The sequence below is a fragment of the Streptomyces sp. NPDC039424 genome, assembly GCF_055639495.1.
In genome coordinates this window covers 34570-50802 of sequence record NZ_JBVKAI010000007.1, presented here as the reverse complement: position 1 = coordinate 50802, position 16233 = coordinate 34570, and the positions used below count along the sequence as shown (strand labels likewise).

Below are 16233 nucleotides of genomic sequence, written 5' to 3'. Positions count from 1 at the left end.
GGCCTCACGCGGCGGGAGCGTCCAGGAACTCGCGGAGGGCGAAGGCCACCAGCACGATCACCGCCGTCCAGGTCACCACGGCCGTGGTCGGGTAGTTCCAGGTGAACAGGACGATGGCGGCCACGGCCAGGATGACCACCCCGATCCACCTCTTGAAACGGTGCACGAACCGGCCCACCGCGCCCAGGCGCAGCCCCGCCGAGGCGGCCACGCCGCGCGCGGCGGAGATGCTCCTGCCGAAGAAGCGGCGGGTGAACACGGCGGCCCGGGACGGACCGGCGAAGAACGCGCCGAGCGCCGTGAACAGGGCCAGCGCGCCGACGGCCCGCACACCGGCGCGCAGGAACCTCACCAGCGCGTCGTAGACCGCCCCGGCGGCGGCCTCGCTCGTGCCCGGCGGCAGGAGATCGAGGTAGACCGTGCGGAAGACGCTGAGGGCCACGCCCAGCACCACCATGGCGGCGAACACCCCGAGCGCGGCCCAGATCAGGGCCCGCCGTCGATGGGTCGCCAGGTACACGCCCGCGGCGGCGATCAGCACGGTGAGGACGGGCAGCCAGGTGCCGACGATCTGTAGCAGCCTCAGATACGTCTTGACCTTGCCGATGTCCTTGCCCTGGACCACCACGTAGTCCGTGTGCACCTCCGGGATCTTCGCGGCCGGCCCGAACCCGGCGCTGACCAGTTGGTCCTTCGCCTGGGCCACGAGGGGCCCGATGTCGATGGCGACCTGGTTGTTCTGCAGCGACAGCGCTCCGCCGGCCTGTCCCGTCAGGGCCTTGTCCACGGCGCTGTGGGCCCGGCGGTTGGCGTCCGTCCAGACCGTCTCGAAGGTGCTGCTGGAGACCACCCGCATGACGGTGGAGCTCACCAGCTGCTTCAGACCGCTGTTGATGGGGCCCTTCAGGGTGTTGATGAGGTCCGCGGCCCGGGGCGGCACGCCCTTCTCCGCGGCGGCCTGGCTGAGTTGCGCGACCAGCGCGTCCACGTCGATCTTCTGGAGTACGACGTCGGTGACCCGGTCGGTGACCGCCTGCTGGACGTCGCGGTTGGCGGCCAGCGGCGCCACGGTCGCCACGTAGCGGTCGGTGTCCCGGACGATGCTGTTGGTCCACACCGCGACGACGGAGAGCATCGCCAGCACGGACGCCAGGATGATCAGCAGGGCCGAGCCCAGCGACCGCAGCCGGTGCCGCGGCCGGCGCTCGGCGCCCTCCAGCGCGCTGATCCGGCCGCGCAGGTCGTCGAGTTCGTCGCGCTCTTGTTTCGAGAGCCGCTGATCGCCGGACGAGGCGCCGTGGGGGCGCTCCGGCTCCGGTGGGGGCGTGCCGCTGGCTGTCATGTCTTCGAGGAGACCCCGGCCGACGCGACCGGGCGAGGCGGGAGGGGTCGGCCGAGTGAATCAGCGGCCGGTCCGTCCAGCGGGGTCGTCGGGGGCCGCCCCGCTCAGGTCCGCCTCGGTGAGCGGTTGCAGGGCGCCGCGGGTGTCCAGTCGGTAGAGCAGGAACAGCGCCGGCCCGACCAGTACGACGGCGATCACCATGACGAGGGCGAGCCAGCGCAGTGTGGTCGACGCCCCCGCAGCCTGCGAGACGGTCAGGGAGGTGGGGATGAGGTACGGGCGCTGGGCCAGCCCCCACGCGAAGACCACGAGGGCCACGGAGGCGACCGCGGTGAACCGCGCCCACCCGGTGGCGTAGCGGTGCAGCAGCGCCGCGGTGACCAGGGCGCCGACCGCGGCCAGGAGCACCAGGACCAGCCCGGTTCCGCTGGTGAGCCGGTCGTGCACGTACCGCGCGTCGTCGTGCGTCATGCCGAGGCCGATGAGCGTCAGGACGCCGACGGCGCCGAGACTCGCCCAGGCCCGCAGCCGGAAGTAGCCGACGAGGCCGGTCGCCCCGAAGCGGCGCGCGTCGGCCGTGAGGAACACCGCGCCGAGGAAGGCGGTGGCCGCGACGGAGAGCAGGCCCGCGAGCACGGAGGTGCCGTTGGACCACGACTCGGCCGAGGCCGGCGTCCCCGGAGCCACCCGGCCGGTGGCCAGGCCCCCGACCACCGCGCCGAGGAAGAACGGCGTCAGCAGTGACGAGACGGCGAACATCGCGCCGTAGACCCTGCGGCCGGCGAGCCGCCGGGTGGGTTTGCGCAGGGCGAATCCGGCGCCGCGCAGGACCAGTCCGACCGCCGCGAGGGCCAGCGGGAGCCACATGGCCGAGAAGATCGTCTGGAACAGGACCGGGAAGCCCGTCCACATGACGACCAGGATGAAGATGAGCCAGACGTTGTTGGCCTCCCAGACGGGTGCCATCGCGTGGTCGACCAGCCACCGGGGATGCTTGCCGCGCTCGGCGCCCCCGGCCATGAGGTCCCAGAACCCGGCACCGTAGTCCGTGCCTCCGGCGCAGGCGTAGGCGGCGACCAGGATCAGCAGCACCCAGGCCATGAGGTCCGCGACGGTCATGCGCGGTCTCCGTTCCCGCGCCCGGCGCGGTCGTCGGCGCCGGACATCACCCGCGGCCCGTACGGGATCCCGCTCTCCGGGCCCTCCGTCGCGGCCTGCGGTTCCGCGCCCGAGTCCGTCTGCCGCCATCCGGCGCTCATTTTCCGTACGACGGCCAGGAAGGCGCCGAAGGTGCACGCGTACACGACGACGACGACGGCGAACATCGTCCACAGGCCGTAGGCGTGGGTGCCGGTGACCGCCTCCGACACCCGCATGTGCTGGTAGACGATCCAGGGCTGGCGGCCCACCTCCGTGGTGATCCAGCCGCATTCGACGGTGACCAGGCAGGCCGCGCCCGCGACGGCCGCGCACCGGAAGAACCAGCGTGATGCCGGCAGGTCGCGCCGGCGCAGCCAGCACCAGCCGTACCAGAGCGCGAGCAGGACGAGCAGGCTGCCGAGGGTCACCATGATGTCGAACGCCCAGTGCACGATGGTCGCCTGAGTCGCCGTCGGACGGCTGCTCGCGGCGACCGCCGTGAGCCCCGGCACCTTCGTGTCGGGGCTGAAGCCGGCCAGGATCGAGTCCAGCTGGGGGATTCTCAGCCCGCCGGAGATGCTGCCGTCGGGGTGCAACCGGCCGAACATGTACTCCGGCACATGGGTGCCGGTCCGCCAGACGATCTCCATGGCGGAGAACTTCACCGGCTGCTTGTGGAACACGGCACGTGCCAGTGAGTCCCCGAGCATGAACTGCACGGGGGTGAGGACGGCCGCGACGGTGAACGGCAGGGTGAAGCCGAGCCGGTGGTAGCGGTCCCGGCGTCCGCGCAGCCAGCCCGCCGCGTACACGCCCGCCACCACGTACGCCGCGGTCATGTAGGCGGCGGCCAGGAAATGCCAGTACTCGGGGCCGAGGATCGGGGTGAAGACCGCCCGCCGTACGTCGACGCTCACCGGGTTCCCGGACGCGTCGAGGGTGAAGCCCCGGGGTGTGTTCATCCACGAGTTCGCGGCGATGATCCCGAACGCCCCCAGCAGCGCGGACGCGCACAGCGGAACGCCGGTCCAGAAGTGCGGCCACGGCTTGAGCGTGCGCCAGCCGTAGAGGTAGATGGCGATGAGGATCGCCTCCAGGAAGAAGGCCCAGCCCTCGATGCCGAAGGCGAGTCCGAAGACGTCGCCCCACCGCCCCATCATGCCGGGCCACAGCAGTCCGAACTCGAAGGACAGTACGGTGCCGGTCACGATGCCGATGGCGAACTGCACGGCCATCACCGCCGACCAGCGGCGGGCGAGGCGCAGCGCGACCTCGTCGCCCCTGCGCAGCCCGCGGTGGTGCATGAGCAGGGTGAGGGCGGGCAGGGCGACCCCGAAGGGCACCAGCAGGATGTGCGTGGCCAGGGTGAAGGCCATCAGTTCGCGCGCGGGGAGCAGCTGGGGCGGGGTGGCCGCCAGGACGTCGATCGCGTGGGTCACGCGGTGCCTCGCTGGTCGTCGGGACGGGCGGGGAACGGAACTTCTCAGCCGCCCGTGGCGAAGCCGGGGAAGAGCGTCATACCGCCGTCCACGTAGATCGTGGCGCCTACGACGTAGTCGAGGAGGTCGGAGGCGAGCGCGGCCACCGCGTTCGCGATGTCGTCCGGGTCGCCGACGCGGCGGTAGGGAATGAGCTGGAGCAGATCGGCCTCGGCTTGCGGGGTGTCCCACGCGCTGCGGTTGATGGGCGTGCGGATCGCGCCCGGGGCCACGGCGTTGACCCGGATCCGGTGCGGAGCGAGTTCCTGCGCGAGCGTCTCCATCAGCATCAGCACGCCGCCCTTGGACGCCGCGTAGTTCGCGTGCCCGGCCCACGGGATGATCTGGTGCACGGAGCTCATGCAGATGATCTTCCCGGCCGACCGCGACACCTCCGGCACCACGCCCCGGCGCAGGAACTCCTTGGCCGCCTCGCGGGCGCACAGGAACTGGCCGGTGAGGTTGACGTCCAGCACCTTGCGCCACTGGTCCAGCGTCATGTCGGTGATGGGGGCGTCCCGTTGCAGGCCGGCGTTGGCCACCATGATGTCGATGGTCCCGAAGTCCTTGACCATACGGGTGACCATGTCGACGACCTGGTCCTCCTGGGAGACGTCGGCCTGGTGCGCGTACGCGCGGACGCCGAATCCCTCGATCTCCCGCACCACCTCATCGGCGGCGTCCTGGTCCGCCACGTAGTTCACCACGACATCGGCTCCCACCCGCCCCAGACCGATGGCGGTCGCCTTGCCGATGCCGGAATTCGCGCCCGTGACGAGCGCCTTCTGGCCCTTGAGGAGGGGAAAGGCGATCGGCTGAGCGTCCTCGCCGCCGTTGGTCTCCACTGATGACACTCCCTAGGGTGCAATCCCGTTGCCCGGGGAAATCCGCACCACCACGTAAGCATCACCGCACCACGACAGCCCGGCGGCGCGTGCCTCGGCGCCACCTGGGGGTGATGGCCGAGGCTGAACGGCGCAGCGGGTCAGGCCCGGGCGTCCCTGCTCGGGCCGACGCACAGGGCCCAGATGACGAACCCGTCGATGATCATCACCATGATGGCCCAGAAGGGGTACCACGGCGCCCACGCGAAGTTGGCGATCAGTGACAGTCCCGCCAGGGCTATGCCGGTGACACGGGCCCACATCGCGCCGCGGAACAGGGCGAAGCCCGCCGCTGTCACCAGGACGCCGAGGACGAGGTGCAGCCAGCCCCAGCCACTGAGGCTCCACTGGAAGGTGAAATTGCGCGCCGTGACGAACACGTCGTCCTTGGCGATCGCCGCTATTCCCTCGAATATCGCCATGATGCCGCCGAAGATCATCATGATCGCGGCGAATGCGGTCCACCCCGATACGCCCGTTCCCCTGCCGGCAGTGGTTTGCTGCATTCCTGCACCGTGCGTGACCATTTGGCGCTCCTCTCGCATGAGGCTCACACGATTCCAGGCTGCCACGAATTCCCTCGGCCAGCAGTTCGGAGGAATGGGGCGGCCCGCGGCGGTACCGGCGGCATGCGGCTGCACGGCGGTCGCCGCCGGGACGGCCTCTGCGGTCCCGGGCGATTCGGGCGACTCGGGCCACTCGGACGACTGGGGCCCCAAGGCGCCCTCCGTGTCGCCCACGGTCCCAACACGCCACCGACCGGGGGTACTTAATTACTGGTGAGGGGCGCACGCGCCGTGTAGCGTCGCCATCAGATGTCGTGGTTCGCAGTTCCTGCCCGCGCTGTGGTGCGGGCGTTTTGCTGTGCAGTGCCCGAGGACCAGGACGATCACCTCCGGGTCCGCGCGGTGCGGACCCGCCATCGACTGGAAGGCACCGACATGGCCAGCGGCACCGTCAAGTGGTTCAACGCCGAAAAGGGCTTCGGTTTCATCGCGCAGGACGGCGGCGGCCCCGACGTCTTCGCGCACTACTCCAACATCAACGCCAGTGGCTACCGCGAGCTCCACGAGGGCCAGGCCGTCACGTTCGAGATCACCCAGGGCCAGAAGGGCCCGCAGGCGGAGAACATCACCCCCGCCTGACCGGCTCCTCAGGCCAGGCATGGTGCCCGGGCAGTGCTGACTGCCCGGGCACGGAGCAGCGCGGCCCACCGCCCCGGCACCCCGGCCCTTGAACTCACCCGGCGCGGATCTACTCTTGCCCCGTGACCAGCTTCGATCAGGCAGGCAGCGCGCCGCGTCCGCAGTCGTTGATGCTGAGCTTCTTCGGTATCCACGCCCTGGGCCGGGACGTCGCCCTGTCGGCCGGCAGCCTGATCGACGTCTTCGCGCAGGCGGGGATCACCGAGGACGCCGTGCGGTCCACGCTGACGCGCATGGTCAAGCGCGGCCTGCTCGACCGGCACCGCCGGGGCCGCAAGACGTACTTCGGGCTGACCTCACGGGCCGCCCGCGTCCTCCAGGACGGACACGACCGGATCTGGCACACGGGAGCCGTCAACCGGGACTGGGACGGCACCTGGACACTCGTCGGCTTCTCACTCCCTGAGGCGTGGCGCAGCGAACGGCACGATCTGCGCTCCCGGCTGGTGTGGAGCGGTTTCGGCCCGCTGCAGAACGGCCTGTGGGTGGCGCCGGGCACGGTGGACGTGCCCGAGGTGGTGGCGGGGCTCGGCCTCGACTCGTATCTGAGGGTCTTCCAGGGAGCCACGGCCGTCTCGCCGACCGACGCGCGTACGGTCCTGCACACGGCGTTCGACGTGGAGTCCATCGCGAAGGGGTACGGGGCCTTCCTCGCCCGGTGGAGCACGGACCCGGACCAGGAGCCGGGGGACGCCGACGAGGCGGGGGCGCTCGTACGGCAGCTGCTGCTGCACACCGACTGGCTGGAACAGATCCGGCAGGATCCGCATCTGCCCGCCGAGCACCTGCCCGGGGAGTGGCCGGCGGCCCGCGCGGAGGAGCGGTTCCACGCACTGGCGCGCCGCTACGAGAAGCCGGCCCGCCAGGAGGCCGCCCGCGCACTGGACGTGATCACGGTGGCCGCCCCGGGCGAGTGACCTCGGCGGACAGGCCGGTCAGCCCAGGATCCACGAGCTCGCGGCACCTCTTCCGGACAGGTCTGTCCGTCGATATTGGGCAGTCTATTGACTGCCGTCGAAAAATCGCCCTACATTCATCGCGTTCTCGGCGCCGCCATCCCCACCACCCAAGCCGCTCAAAGGGGAGCATCCGTGTCCACCGAAACGCATACCCAGCCCGATTCCACGGTCGCCCCGCAACCGCCCGCCGGCCTGCCCATCGGCACCCTCGTCGCCGGCTGCTTCGCGGTCTGCCTGGCGCAGATCGCCCTCGCCATGCCGGCCACCCTGAACGGGCTCTTCCAGGAGGACCTGCATCCCGTCGGCTCGCAGCTGACATGGATCTCGGACGCGTTCCTGCTGCCCGTCTCCGTCCTGGAACTGACCTTCGGCGTCCTCGGCGACCTCTTCGGCCGCAAACGGCTGCTGGTCGGCGGTGGCGCGCTGCTCGTGCTCGGCGAGGCGCTGGCCGCCGCCAGCACCGGCATCCACATGCTCTGGGTGGGCCAGGCCATCGCCGGTCTGGGCGCGGCAGCGCTGTTCCCGACCTCGCTCGCGATGATCGCCGCGGGCACCCACTCGGCCCGGGACCGTGCCCGCACCATCACGCTCTGGGCCGCCGCCCTGTCCAGCGGCGGCTTCGTGGCCCCGGTCCTGGGCGGTATCACCGGCAACTACGGCTCCTGGCGCTGGGCCTTCATCGTCGTCACCGCACTGGCCGTGATCAGCACGGTGCTCAGCCAGCTGCTGGCGAAGAACTCCAGTGCCCCGCAGGGCCGGTCACTCGACCTGGCCGGCCAGATCACCATCGGCATCGGTATGTTCGCCCTGCTGTACGCGGTGATCCAGGGCCCGGCGGACGGCTGGACCGCGACGCCGGTGGTCATCGCGTACGTCGTCGCCGTGGTGTTCATCGGCCTGTTCATCGTGGCCGAACGGCGCGCCGCCGCACCGCTGTTGCGACTGGACCTGTTCACCAACCGGGCCTTCGCGGTGGCGTCGTTCGTCGCGGTGGTCGGCATGTTCAGCTACCTCGGCACCGCCTACGCGACCAGCATCCGGCTCGGCCCGATCCAGCACCAGAGCCCACTGCGCGGCTCGTTCGCCTTCATCCTGCTCAACGCCTGGACACTGCTGCTGATGCCGCTGATCTCCCGGCTGCTGGAGAAGGTCAGCCCGCGCTGGGTGCTCGGCGCCGGTCTGGGGCTGATGGCGGCGGGAGACTTCATCGCCGCCACCCTGCCGGTCGACGACCGCGCCCTGACCTCGCTCATCCTCCCCATCGGCCTGGTCGGCATCGGCTTCGCGCTCACCGTCTCCGCGATCACCGCGACCGCCGTCAACACGGTGCCGGTCCACTACGCCGGTATGGCCAGCGCGTCGACGAGCCTGCTGCGCGACTTCGGCTTCACGCTCGGCCCCGCCGTCATCGGCGCGATCGCCCTCAGCCGTGCCGCCGACGAGTTCACCCAGAAGCTCGCCGCCTCCGACCTCAGCGCCCAGGTCAAGACGGCGGCGGGGCAGGTCGCGGCCGAGGGCGGCCCGCTCGCCGCCAACTCGGTTCCGCCGTCGTCCCCGCCGGGAGGCGCGGCACCCATCGCCCTGGAAGCCCTCGGCAACGGCTATGCGATCGGCTACGTGGTCTGCGGTGTCGCGGCCCTGGCCTGCTGCCTCCTCAGCGTGATCGCGTTGCGGGCGAAGGGGGACGAGACCGCGACGGCGGGCATCGGGCAGGACCAGCGAGAGGAGCCCGCGGCCGCCTGAACCACGACCGGCCGTCGGCCCCGGGAAGCGGGAGGCTTCCCGGGGCCGACGGGCGCGTCGGGGCGGACCGGGTCAGGGGGTGAGCTGCCACCGCTCGATGTAGCCGACGTCGATACCGGCGTGGTCCTGCACCCGCAGCTTCCAGGTGCCGTTGACCGGCTGGGCGGAGGCGTCGACGGTGAACGTCTGGTCGACGTCGTCGGCGGAGCCGCCGCTGCGCTTCAGCAGGGAGTAGACCGTGGCGTCGGGGCCGACGAGGTCGACGGTCAGGTCACCGCGGTAGGTGTGCACGATCTTGACGTAGACCTGGGTGGTGGCCGAGGCGTTGCCGGGCCGGTCGGTGATGGTGATCGGGGATTCCACCGCGGCACCGTTGTCGGGGATGTCCACGCGGCTGCTGTTGGCGTAGATGTCGGCCACCCGCCAGGTGAAGCTCACCGCGGCCGTCGCGCCCGTGTCATCGGTGACCGTCACCGTGACGTCACCGGCCCCGAGCGTGGTCGGGGTGCCGGAGATCAGGCCCGAGTCACTGATCGTCAGTCCGTCCGGGAGGCCCGTCGCCGTATAGGTCAGGCGCGCGCCGGAGTTGGTGGTGTACGCGTCGGTCTGGAGGGACACCGCCTGCCCGACCCCGCTGATCTGGTCCGCGATCGGGGCCAGGTTGACGCCCAGCTTGATCCGGTTGCCCACGTTGATCGCCGCCCACGCGTCGGCCACGGCGAGGTAGGTGGGGCTGTAGGCGCCGAAGAGGTCGGCCGCGGCCTGGAGCGTCGCGGTGCGGGCGCCCGCGTAGTTCGTGGTCGAGGTCATGTACGTCGTGAGCGCCCGGTACCAGACGCGCTGGGCGTTGTCGATGCCGATGCCGGTCACCGGCTGCCCGTCGTAGGTGGGGCTGTCGTAGGCGACCCCGTTGACGGTCTTGGCACCGCTGCCCTCGGACAGCAGGTAGAAGAAGTGGTTCGCGGGGCCCGAGGAGTAGTGGACGTCGACACCGCCCAGCGACGAGCTCCAGTAGTCGCGGGAGGCGCCGTCCTTGGAGGGCTTGTCCATGTAGCGCAGCGGGGTGCCGTCGCCGTTGATGTCGATCTTCTCGCCGACCAGGTAGTCGGGGACGTCGGCGGGCAGGCCGGCGTGGAACTCCACCGCGGCGGCGAAGATGTCCGAGGTCGCCTCGTTCAGGCCGCCCGACTCACCGGAGTAGTTGAGGCCGGCGGTCGCGCTGGTGACGCCGTGGCTCATCTCGTGCGCGGCCACGTCGAGCGCCGTCAGCGGATGGGTGTTGCCCGAGCCGTCGCCGTACGTCATGCAGAAGCAGGTGTCGGACCAGAAGGCGTTGACGTAGTTGTTGCCGTAGTGGGCCCTGCTGTAGGCGGCCACTCCGTCGTTGCGTATGCCGTTGCGGCCGAAGACGTCCTTGTAGTAGTCCCAGGTCGCCGCGGCGCCGTAGGCGACGTCCACGCCCGCGGTCTGCCGGTCGGCCTGGGTCCCGTCGCCCCAGACATCGTTGTCGTCCGTGAAGAGGGTGCCCGTGCCGGAGGTGCCCTGGTTCAGGTCGTAGGTGCGGTGTCCGGCGCGGTCGCCGTCGACGAGTTGGTAGGTCGAGTCCGACAGCGTGGTGCCGAGCGGCACCGTTCCGCTGAACTGCCCCGTACCGGTCCCCGTCCGCACGCTCTCGAACCGGGACACGGGTTTGCCGGAGGCGGCGTCGGTGATGACATGGAGCTCACTGGGTGTTCCGTCGTCCTGGAAACCGCCGACCACCGACTCCCAGGCCAGCACGGGCTCGGCACCGGCGGCCCAGACGACGAGACGCGGAGCGCCGTCGATCCTGGCGCGCTCGCCACCGGCCTTCACCGCCACCGCCAGCGCCTTGGTGCGCACCGAGGCCGACGAGACCTTCGGCGTGGTGGTCGGCAGGGCGAGGTGGGCCTTCGTGGCCTTGGACACGGTGAGCCGGCCGCTCCTGGCGTGGACGACCAGGTCGCCGCCGAGGACGGGGAGGCCGGCGTAGGTCCGCTCGTAGCGGGTGTGGGTGGTGCCGTCGGCGTCCTGTGCGACGTCCTTGACGACGAGTTTCTCCTTGGCCCCGAGGTGGAGGCTTCTCGCCGTGCTCGCGGCGGCCCCGGCCGCTCTTCTGACGAGCGCGGCGTGCTTCTTCGGCGAGAGACTCGCCGGGGCCGCTCCGGCCCGGGGGGTGGCCAGGATCTTCGCGTTCGGTCGGCCGCCCGGAGCGGCTGAGGCGGTGCCGGTCTGGACACCGGCCGCAAGCAGAGTGCCGACCGCGGTGAGCACCAGGGCCGCGGTGTATCGGGGTCGGTGTGGCTGACGTTCCTGCCGGAACAAGGCGTTCTCCTTCGGTGGGGTGAGCGGACTCGGTGAGGTCCGGGAGAGCGGGTCGGGCCGGGTACGGCCGTCCGGCGGCGCGCGGGTGAACAGGGCACGGCACACGGCGAGGCCGTGCCCTGGGAAGTGGTGGGGGAAGGTGAGGGACTTGTGAACACATGGTGAGTGCGACAGCAGAGTGACACCCCACCCCTGGGGTTGTCATGACTGCAACAGATCAACGGCTCAAATTGACCCTCGCCGACTGCCGTTCGCCCTCACCGGCAACACTTTTCGGCCGGTCAGCCGTGCTTGCGGGCCACTCCTCCGTAGATGCCGATCGGCGGGGCGTCGGCTTGCGCGGGCTCGTCGGGCCGCCAGTCCGGGACCTGGACCAGACCCGGATCGACCAGGGTGAAGTCGCCGAAGAAGTCCAGGACCCGGGCATGGGAGCGGAGGTTCAAGGAGGCGGTGGCGCTGTTGTAGACGGCCGCCGCGTCCTCGCGCCGGTCCTCGTGGATGTCACCCGTCGCGTGCGACAGGACGAGGTAGGAACCGGTGGGCAGCGCGTCGCGGAGGGCGGCGACGATGCCGTCCGGGTCCTCCGCCTCGGAGATGAAGTGCACGACGGCCACCAGCAGCAGCGCCACCGGCTGGGCGAAGTCGATGACCTTGCGCACCTCGGGATGGTCGAGGACGGCACGGGGATCACGCAGGTCGGCCAGGACGACGGAGGTGTCGGTGTCGGCCATGAGCGCCATCGAGTGGGCGCTGACGATCGGATCGTTGTCGACGTAGGCGATACGGGTGTCGGGAGCGATGGCGTGCGCGATCTGGTGCACGTTGGGCTTGGTGGGCAGACCCGTCCCCACGTCGAGGATCTGCCGGATGCCGCCCTCCGCGACGACGTGCCGGACGGCCCGGTGCATGAAGCGCCGGTTGGCAAGGACACCCGCCTGCACCTCCGGGGCCGCCTTCATGAACTGCTCGGCGGCCTGCCGGTCGACCTCGAAGTTGTCCTTCCCCCCGAGGAAGTAGTCGTACATCCGGGCCGGGTGGGGCCTGCTCGTGTCTATCTCGACCGGGTGAGCGCCGCTGCCGCCGCTGCCGAGGGAAGTCATGGTCCTGGCTCCGTCCTTCGCTCTCATCCCCCCACCGGACAAAGCCTGGTGAGTGACTGTCAGAACGGCATCCTGGCATGCCTCGCGAAGACGGGTTACCTGCCCCAGATCCTCCGGTACGCCTCCCGGTAGCCCGACGGGTCCCAGGTCGTGGCGCCCCCGGTGTTGTCCGCCGTGGTGACGTGGACGGAGGCCACGTATCCGCTGGCGGGGCGGTCGGAGAAGGCGCGGTTGAACTCGTCGATGATCTGCCAGCCCTGGAGGGAGAGCGGCTCGGGCACGGTGGCGGCCTGGTAGCTACCGCTGTTGATCCGCTGGAAGGCGGAGGGGTCGCCGTCGCCGGCGCCGATGTTGAAGGGTGGGCCGGTGCCCTTTCGGCCGGCGGCGCGGAAGGCGGGGGCCGCGTCGGCGAAGTACAGGTCGTTGATGGCGACGGAGTGGGTCCACCGGCTCTGGAAGCGGGCGAGGAGGGAGGAGATCTCCCGGGGGGTGCGGCTGCTGGCGTCCGGGATCGGGATGTTCTCGTACGCGAGCAGCCGCACGCCCTCGCAGGTGGCGAGTTCCCTCTTGATGAGGTCGGACTTGTTCCTCGCGAAGGGGATCGAGGCGTCGGTGATGAGCACGACCCCGGCCCGGCCGCGAGAGGTCGCGATGACCCACCGCGCGCTGATGCCGGCCACGTCCTCGACCCGGGTGGTCACGTTGGTGAAGAGCTCGGGCCGCCGGCTGGGGCCGGGAGCGGCGACGGCGTGCCAGCCGATGAGCGGGATGCGCTCCGCGTTGGCCCGCGAGACCTGCTGCGCCGTCGAGTCGGGGTCGAAGCCGCCGATGACGATGCCCGAGGGCTTGAGGGTCACGGCCTCGCTCATGGCCGCCTGGATGCCGGCGGGGGTGCCCGCGCCGTCGATCACCCGGACACGCCATCCGATGACCCGCGCGGCCTCCCGCACCCCGTTCGCGGCGCCCGCGACTCCGGGGTTGGTCATGGTCTGGGCGACGAAGACGATCGTCCTGCCGGAGACCGCCGCGGGGCCGCTGGTCGGCCCGTTCCAGGGGACGTCGGTCCGCTCGGCCCGGGTGACGGCGGCCTGGGCCCGGGCGTGGACGGCGGGACAGCCGCTCGGGCCCGTCGTGGACTGCCCCGAACCGCCCGACGAGCCACGTTCGCAGCCGGCGAGGACGGTCGCCGTCGCCAGCAGGGCGCACGAGGCGAGCCGGGCCCTGGAGACACCGGGGGTGGCTTTGCGGTTGCCGTGCACGGGAGCTCCTCGCGGAGGAATGAGCGGGAGGACGCGGCCGGGCACGGCGATGGTGCCCGCGGCCGGGTCAGGGTGTGGGGCCGGCCGTGCCGTCCTCCCGTCTCGGGGAGGACGGTGGCGCGGGCGGTACGGCAGGCGCGTCGCGGGCCGCGACGGCACCGGTACGCAGCCGGCGGCGGGCGGCGTAGCCGGCCAGACCGACGGCGATCAGCAGGGTGCCGCCGTAGAACAGCGGCACCGTCCAGAAGTCGGCGCCCAGTTGGCCGATGCCGGTGAGGCCGACGGCGAGGACGGCGACGGCGACCAGCGTGCCGACGGCGTTGGGCCGGCCGGGTTTGATCGCCGTGGAGCCGAGGAGGGCGCCGACGAAGGCGGGCAGCAGATAGTCGAGGCCGACGCTGGGGTTGCCGATCTGCTGCTGGGCCGCCAGGAGCACCCCGGCGAAGCCGACGATCAGCCCCGACGCGGCGAACGCGTAGACGGTGTACGTGCGGGTCGGGATGCCGACGAGGCCGGCGGCGGCGGGGTTCGAGCCGACGACGTACAGGTACCGGCCGAGCGGCAGCCGCTCCAGCACCAGCCAGAGGACGGCGGTGAGGGCGAGCACGTAGAACGCGGGGACCGGAAGGCCGAGGAACGTGGAGTCGTAGAGGTCGGTGAAGGCCTCCGGGAGGCCCTGCGGGCCGGGGACGATCCGGCCGCCGTCGGTGATCCAGCCGGTCACGGCGTACAGCATGCTGCCGGTCCCGAGGGTGGCGATGAAGGAGTCGATCCGGCCGAACTCGACGATGACACCGTTGAGGACGCCCACGGCCGCCCCTCCGGCGATCACCACCAGACAGGCGAGCGGCCAGGGCCAGCCGTCGACCGCGACGAGCCGCATCACCATCACGTGCGCCAGACCGAGGCCGTAGCCGAGGGAGAGGTCGAACGCGCCGGTCACGATGGGGACCATGGCGGCGAGCGCGAGAACGGCCGGGATCGACTGGTTGGACAGGATCGAGTCGACGGTGTCCAGCGTGGGGAAGGTGCGCGGCAGGGCTAGGGAGAAGACCAGGACGAGCAGCGCGGTGAGGGCGAGGAGGCCGTAGGCGCCGACGAGGTGCCCGGCCGGCCGGTGCGGTCGCGGCGAGGCCGGGGCGGTCATGGGTTCGCCGCGGTTGCGGAGGGGGGCAGGGCCGAGGCCGTCCGGGTGAGCCCGGCGACCGTGAGGGCCGGACCGCTCAGCTCGGCCGTCACCGATCCGCGGACGAGGACCAGGGCGCGCCGGCACACCTTGGCGACCTCCTCGAAGTCGGTGGAGATGAGCAGGACCGCGAGACCCGCGGCGAGCGCCTCGTCGAGCAGGCGGTGGATCGCGGCCTTGGCGCCGATGTCCACGCTCGCGGTCGGCTCCTCCAGGATCAGCAGCCGCGGGCCCAGGCGCAGCCACCGGCCGATCACGACCTTCTGCTGGTTTCCGCCGGACAGGGTGGCGATGCGGGCCTCGCTGTCGCGGGGACGCACCGAGAACCGCTCGATCAGCGTGGCGGCCTCGGCGCGTTCGCGGCGGGGGCCGATCCAGGACAGCGCCGGCCGGCCCGCCGCGCGTGGATTGGCCAGGAGGTTCTCCCGTACGGTCAGCTCGGCGGCGCACCCCTCCCGCAGTCTGTCGCCCGGTACGAAGCCGACGCCGAGGCCGACGGCGTCGGCGACCGTGCGGGGGTGGTAGGGCCGGCCGTCGAGCAGGACACGCCCGGCGAGGAAGGGGCGGCAGCCCGCGAGGGCCCGGCCCAGGTCCATGTGTCCGGCGCCCGAGAGGCCGACCAGGCCGAGGGCCTCCCCGGCCCTGAGCTCGAAGCCGACCGGTCCCGTCCCGGCGGTTTGTACGCCGTCGAGGGTGAGGAGGACCGGTCCGCCCGCCGGGGCGGGGGCGGGGCGGTGGTCGGCCGGTTCCTCGCCGAGGATGTCGCGGACCAGGCGCCCGGGGCTGTGGCCCGCCAGCGGGCCGTGGCCGACGAGGCGGCCGTCACGCAGTACGGCGAAGGTGTCGGCGACCTGGTACACCTCGTCCAGGCGGTGGCTCACGTAGAGGATGGCGTGTCCCCGGTCGCGCAGGGCGTGCAGGACCCGGAACAGCCGGGCGCAGTCCGCGGCGGGGAGGCGGGCGGTGGGTTCGTCGAGGACGATGAGCTTCGCGCGTGCCGCCAGGGCTCTGGCGATCGCGACCAGGGAGCGCTCGGCGGGGCCGAGTCGGGCCACCGGCGCGTCGGGGTCGAGATGCGCGGCGACGATCCCGAGCGCGTCGGTGCCGCGCTCCCGGGTGCGCCGCCAGGAGATCAGTCCGGCGCGGCGCGGATACCCGGTGCTCAGGGCGATGTTCTCGGCGACCGTCATCCACTCCACGAGACCGAGGTCCTGGTGGATGAAGGACATGCCGCGGGTGGCGGAGTGCGTCCCGAGCGGGTGCCCGTCCACCGTGATCTGTCCCGTGTCGGGGTGGTGGACGCCGGCGAGCACCTTGATGAGCGTGGACTTCCCGGCGCCGTTGGGCCCGAGGAGGGCGAGGACGCTGCCGGCGTGGACGTCGAGGTCGACCCCGGCCAGCGCGACGGTGCCGCCGAACCTCTTGCCGAGTCCGCGGATGCGGAGCAGGGGATCCGGCCCGAGGGGCGCGGGCACCTTCGCGGACGTGCCGGGAGCGTCGTGCACGGACATCTCCGGGGGGTCGGCCTGGCGAGTTCTTCCCGACATTCAAAGGGATACTAACCGGCACATCGCATCATTTCCGGCATTCCGCG

The 16233-nt window shown here is 71.5% G+C and carries 13 protein-coding genes; 3 read left to right on the top strand and 10 right to left on the bottom strand.

The features are described from left to right. Window positions 1-4: 4 nt before the first annotated feature. From ACZ7L0_RS19160 to ACZ7L0_RS19140, 5 genes are all read right to left on the bottom strand, one after another. Window positions 5-1342 (bottom strand): DUF4395 domain-containing protein, encoded by a 1338-nt coding sequence (locus ACZ7L0_RS19160; RefSeq protein ID WP_471243653.1) that lies wholly within the window; start codon window positions 1340-1342, stop codon window positions 5-7. Window positions 1343-1402: 60 nt separating this feature from the next. Then, window positions 1403-2461: a cytochrome d ubiquinol oxidase subunit II gene (locus ACZ7L0_RS19155; RefSeq protein ID WP_471243652.1), complete on the bottom strand. Its 1059-nt coding sequence runs from the start codon at window positions 2459-2461 to the stop codon at window positions 1403-1405. After that, complete coding sequence (locus ACZ7L0_RS19150; RefSeq protein ID WP_471243994.1) at window positions 2458-3858, bottom strand: cytochrome ubiquinol oxidase subunit I; 1401 nt, start codon at window positions 3856-3858, stop codon at window positions 2458-2460. Before ACZ7L0_RS19150 ends, ACZ7L0_RS19155 begins: the two co-directional genes overlap by 4 nt. Before the next feature lie 107 nt (window positions 3859-3965). Next, window positions 3966-4805 carry an SDR family oxidoreductase gene (locus ACZ7L0_RS19145; RefSeq protein ID WP_471243651.1) on the bottom strand — a complete coding sequence of 280 codons (840 nt, stop codon included), beginning with the start codon at window positions 4803-4805 and terminating at the stop codon, window positions 3966-3968. A 140-nt stretch (window positions 4806-4945) separates the two neighbouring features. Continuing rightward, window positions 4946-5350, bottom strand: a complete 405-nt coding sequence (locus ACZ7L0_RS19140) for a DUF7144 family membrane protein (RefSeq protein ID WP_471243650.1) — start codon at window positions 5348-5350, stop codon at window positions 4946-4948. A 435-nt stretch (window positions 5351-5785) separates the two neighbouring features. Between ACZ7L0_RS19140 and ACZ7L0_RS19135 the strand changes: the two genes are divergently transcribed. The 3 genes from ACZ7L0_RS19135 (at window position 5786) to ACZ7L0_RS19125 (ending at window position 8751) form a co-directional block, all read left to right on the top strand. Beyond that, window positions 5786-5989 (top strand): cold-shock protein, encoded by a 204-nt coding sequence (locus tag ACZ7L0_RS19135; protein WP_471243649.1) that lies wholly within the window; start codon window positions 5786-5788, stop codon window positions 5987-5989. 122 nt (window positions 5990-6111) lie between these two features. After that, complete coding sequence (locus tag ACZ7L0_RS19130) at window positions 6112-6966, top strand: PaaX family transcriptional regulator (RefSeq protein ID WP_471243648.1); 855 nt, start codon at window positions 6112-6114, stop codon at window positions 6964-6966. Between the two features lie 174 nt (window positions 6967-7140). Beyond that, window positions 7141-8751, top strand: coding sequence for an MFS transporter (locus ACZ7L0_RS19125; RefSeq protein ID WP_471243647.1), 1611 nt, complete (start codon window positions 7141-7143; stop codon window positions 8749-8751). Between the two features lie 72 nt (window positions 8752-8823). On the opposite strand, the gene ACZ7L0_RS19120 is transcribed toward ACZ7L0_RS19125, so the two are convergent. The 5 genes from ACZ7L0_RS19120 to ACZ7L0_RS19100 form a co-directional block, all read right to left on the bottom strand. Beyond that, complete coding sequence (locus tag ACZ7L0_RS19120) at window positions 8824-11094, bottom strand: M4 family metallopeptidase (protein WP_471243646.1); 2271 nt, start codon at window positions 11092-11094, stop codon at window positions 8824-8826. 281 nt (window positions 11095-11375) lie between these two features. Further along, entirely contained in the window at window positions 11376-12194 is an 819-nt protein-coding gene (locus ACZ7L0_RS19115; RefSeq protein ID WP_471243645.1) for an SAM-dependent methyltransferase, read from the bottom strand. Window positions 12195-12289: 95 nt separating this feature from the next. Then, the gene (locus ACZ7L0_RS19110) at window positions 12290-13453 is read right to left on the bottom strand and encodes a substrate-binding domain-containing protein (protein ID WP_471243644.1); all 1164 of its coding nucleotides are present in this window, start codon (window positions 13451-13453) and stop codon (window positions 12290-12292) included. Window positions 13454-13520: 67 nt separating this feature from the next. Then, a complete protein-coding gene (locus tag ACZ7L0_RS19105) occupies window positions 13521-14600 on the bottom strand; it encodes an ABC transporter permease (RefSeq protein ID WP_471243643.1) in 1080 nt (359 codons plus the stop codon). Next, a complete protein-coding gene (locus ACZ7L0_RS19100) occupies window positions 14597-16144 on the bottom strand; it encodes a sugar ABC transporter ATP-binding protein (RefSeq protein WP_471243993.1) in 1548 nt (515 codons plus the stop codon). The genes ACZ7L0_RS19105 and ACZ7L0_RS19100 overlap by 4 nt, the downstream gene beginning before the upstream one ends. Between the last annotated feature and the right edge of the window lie 89 nt (window positions 16145-16233).

Excerpts from the sequence above, each read along its gene's own strand:
- ACZ7L0_RS19140 (WP_471243650.1), bottom strand. The coding sequence starts at position 5,350 with ATGCAGCAAACCACTGCCGGCAGGGGAACGGGCGTATCGGGGTGGACC.
- ACZ7L0_RS19160 (WP_471243653.1), bottom strand. The coding sequence starts at position 1,342 with ATGACAGCCAGCGGCACGCCCCCACCGGAGCCGGAGCGCCCCCACGGC.
- ACZ7L0_RS19155 (WP_471243652.1), bottom strand. The coding sequence starts at position 2,461 with ATGACCGTCGCGGACCTCATGGCCTGGGTGCTGCTGATCCTGGTCGCC.
- ACZ7L0_RS19135 (WP_471243649.1), top strand. The coding sequence starts at position 5,786 with ATGGCCAGCGGCACCGTCAAGTGGTTCAACGCCGAAAAGGGCTTCGGT.
- ACZ7L0_RS19115 (WP_471243645.1), bottom strand. The coding sequence starts at position 12,194 with ATGACTTCCCTCGGCAGCGGCGGCAGCGGCGCTCACCCGGTCGAGATA.
- ACZ7L0_RS19150 (WP_471243994.1), bottom strand. The coding sequence starts at position 3,858 with ATGGCCTTCACCCTGGCCACGCACATCCTGCTGGTGCCCTTCGGGGTC.
- ACZ7L0_RS19105 (WP_471243643.1), bottom strand. The coding sequence starts at position 14,600 with ATGACCGCCCCGGCCTCGCCGCGACCGCACCGGCCGGCCGGGCACCTC.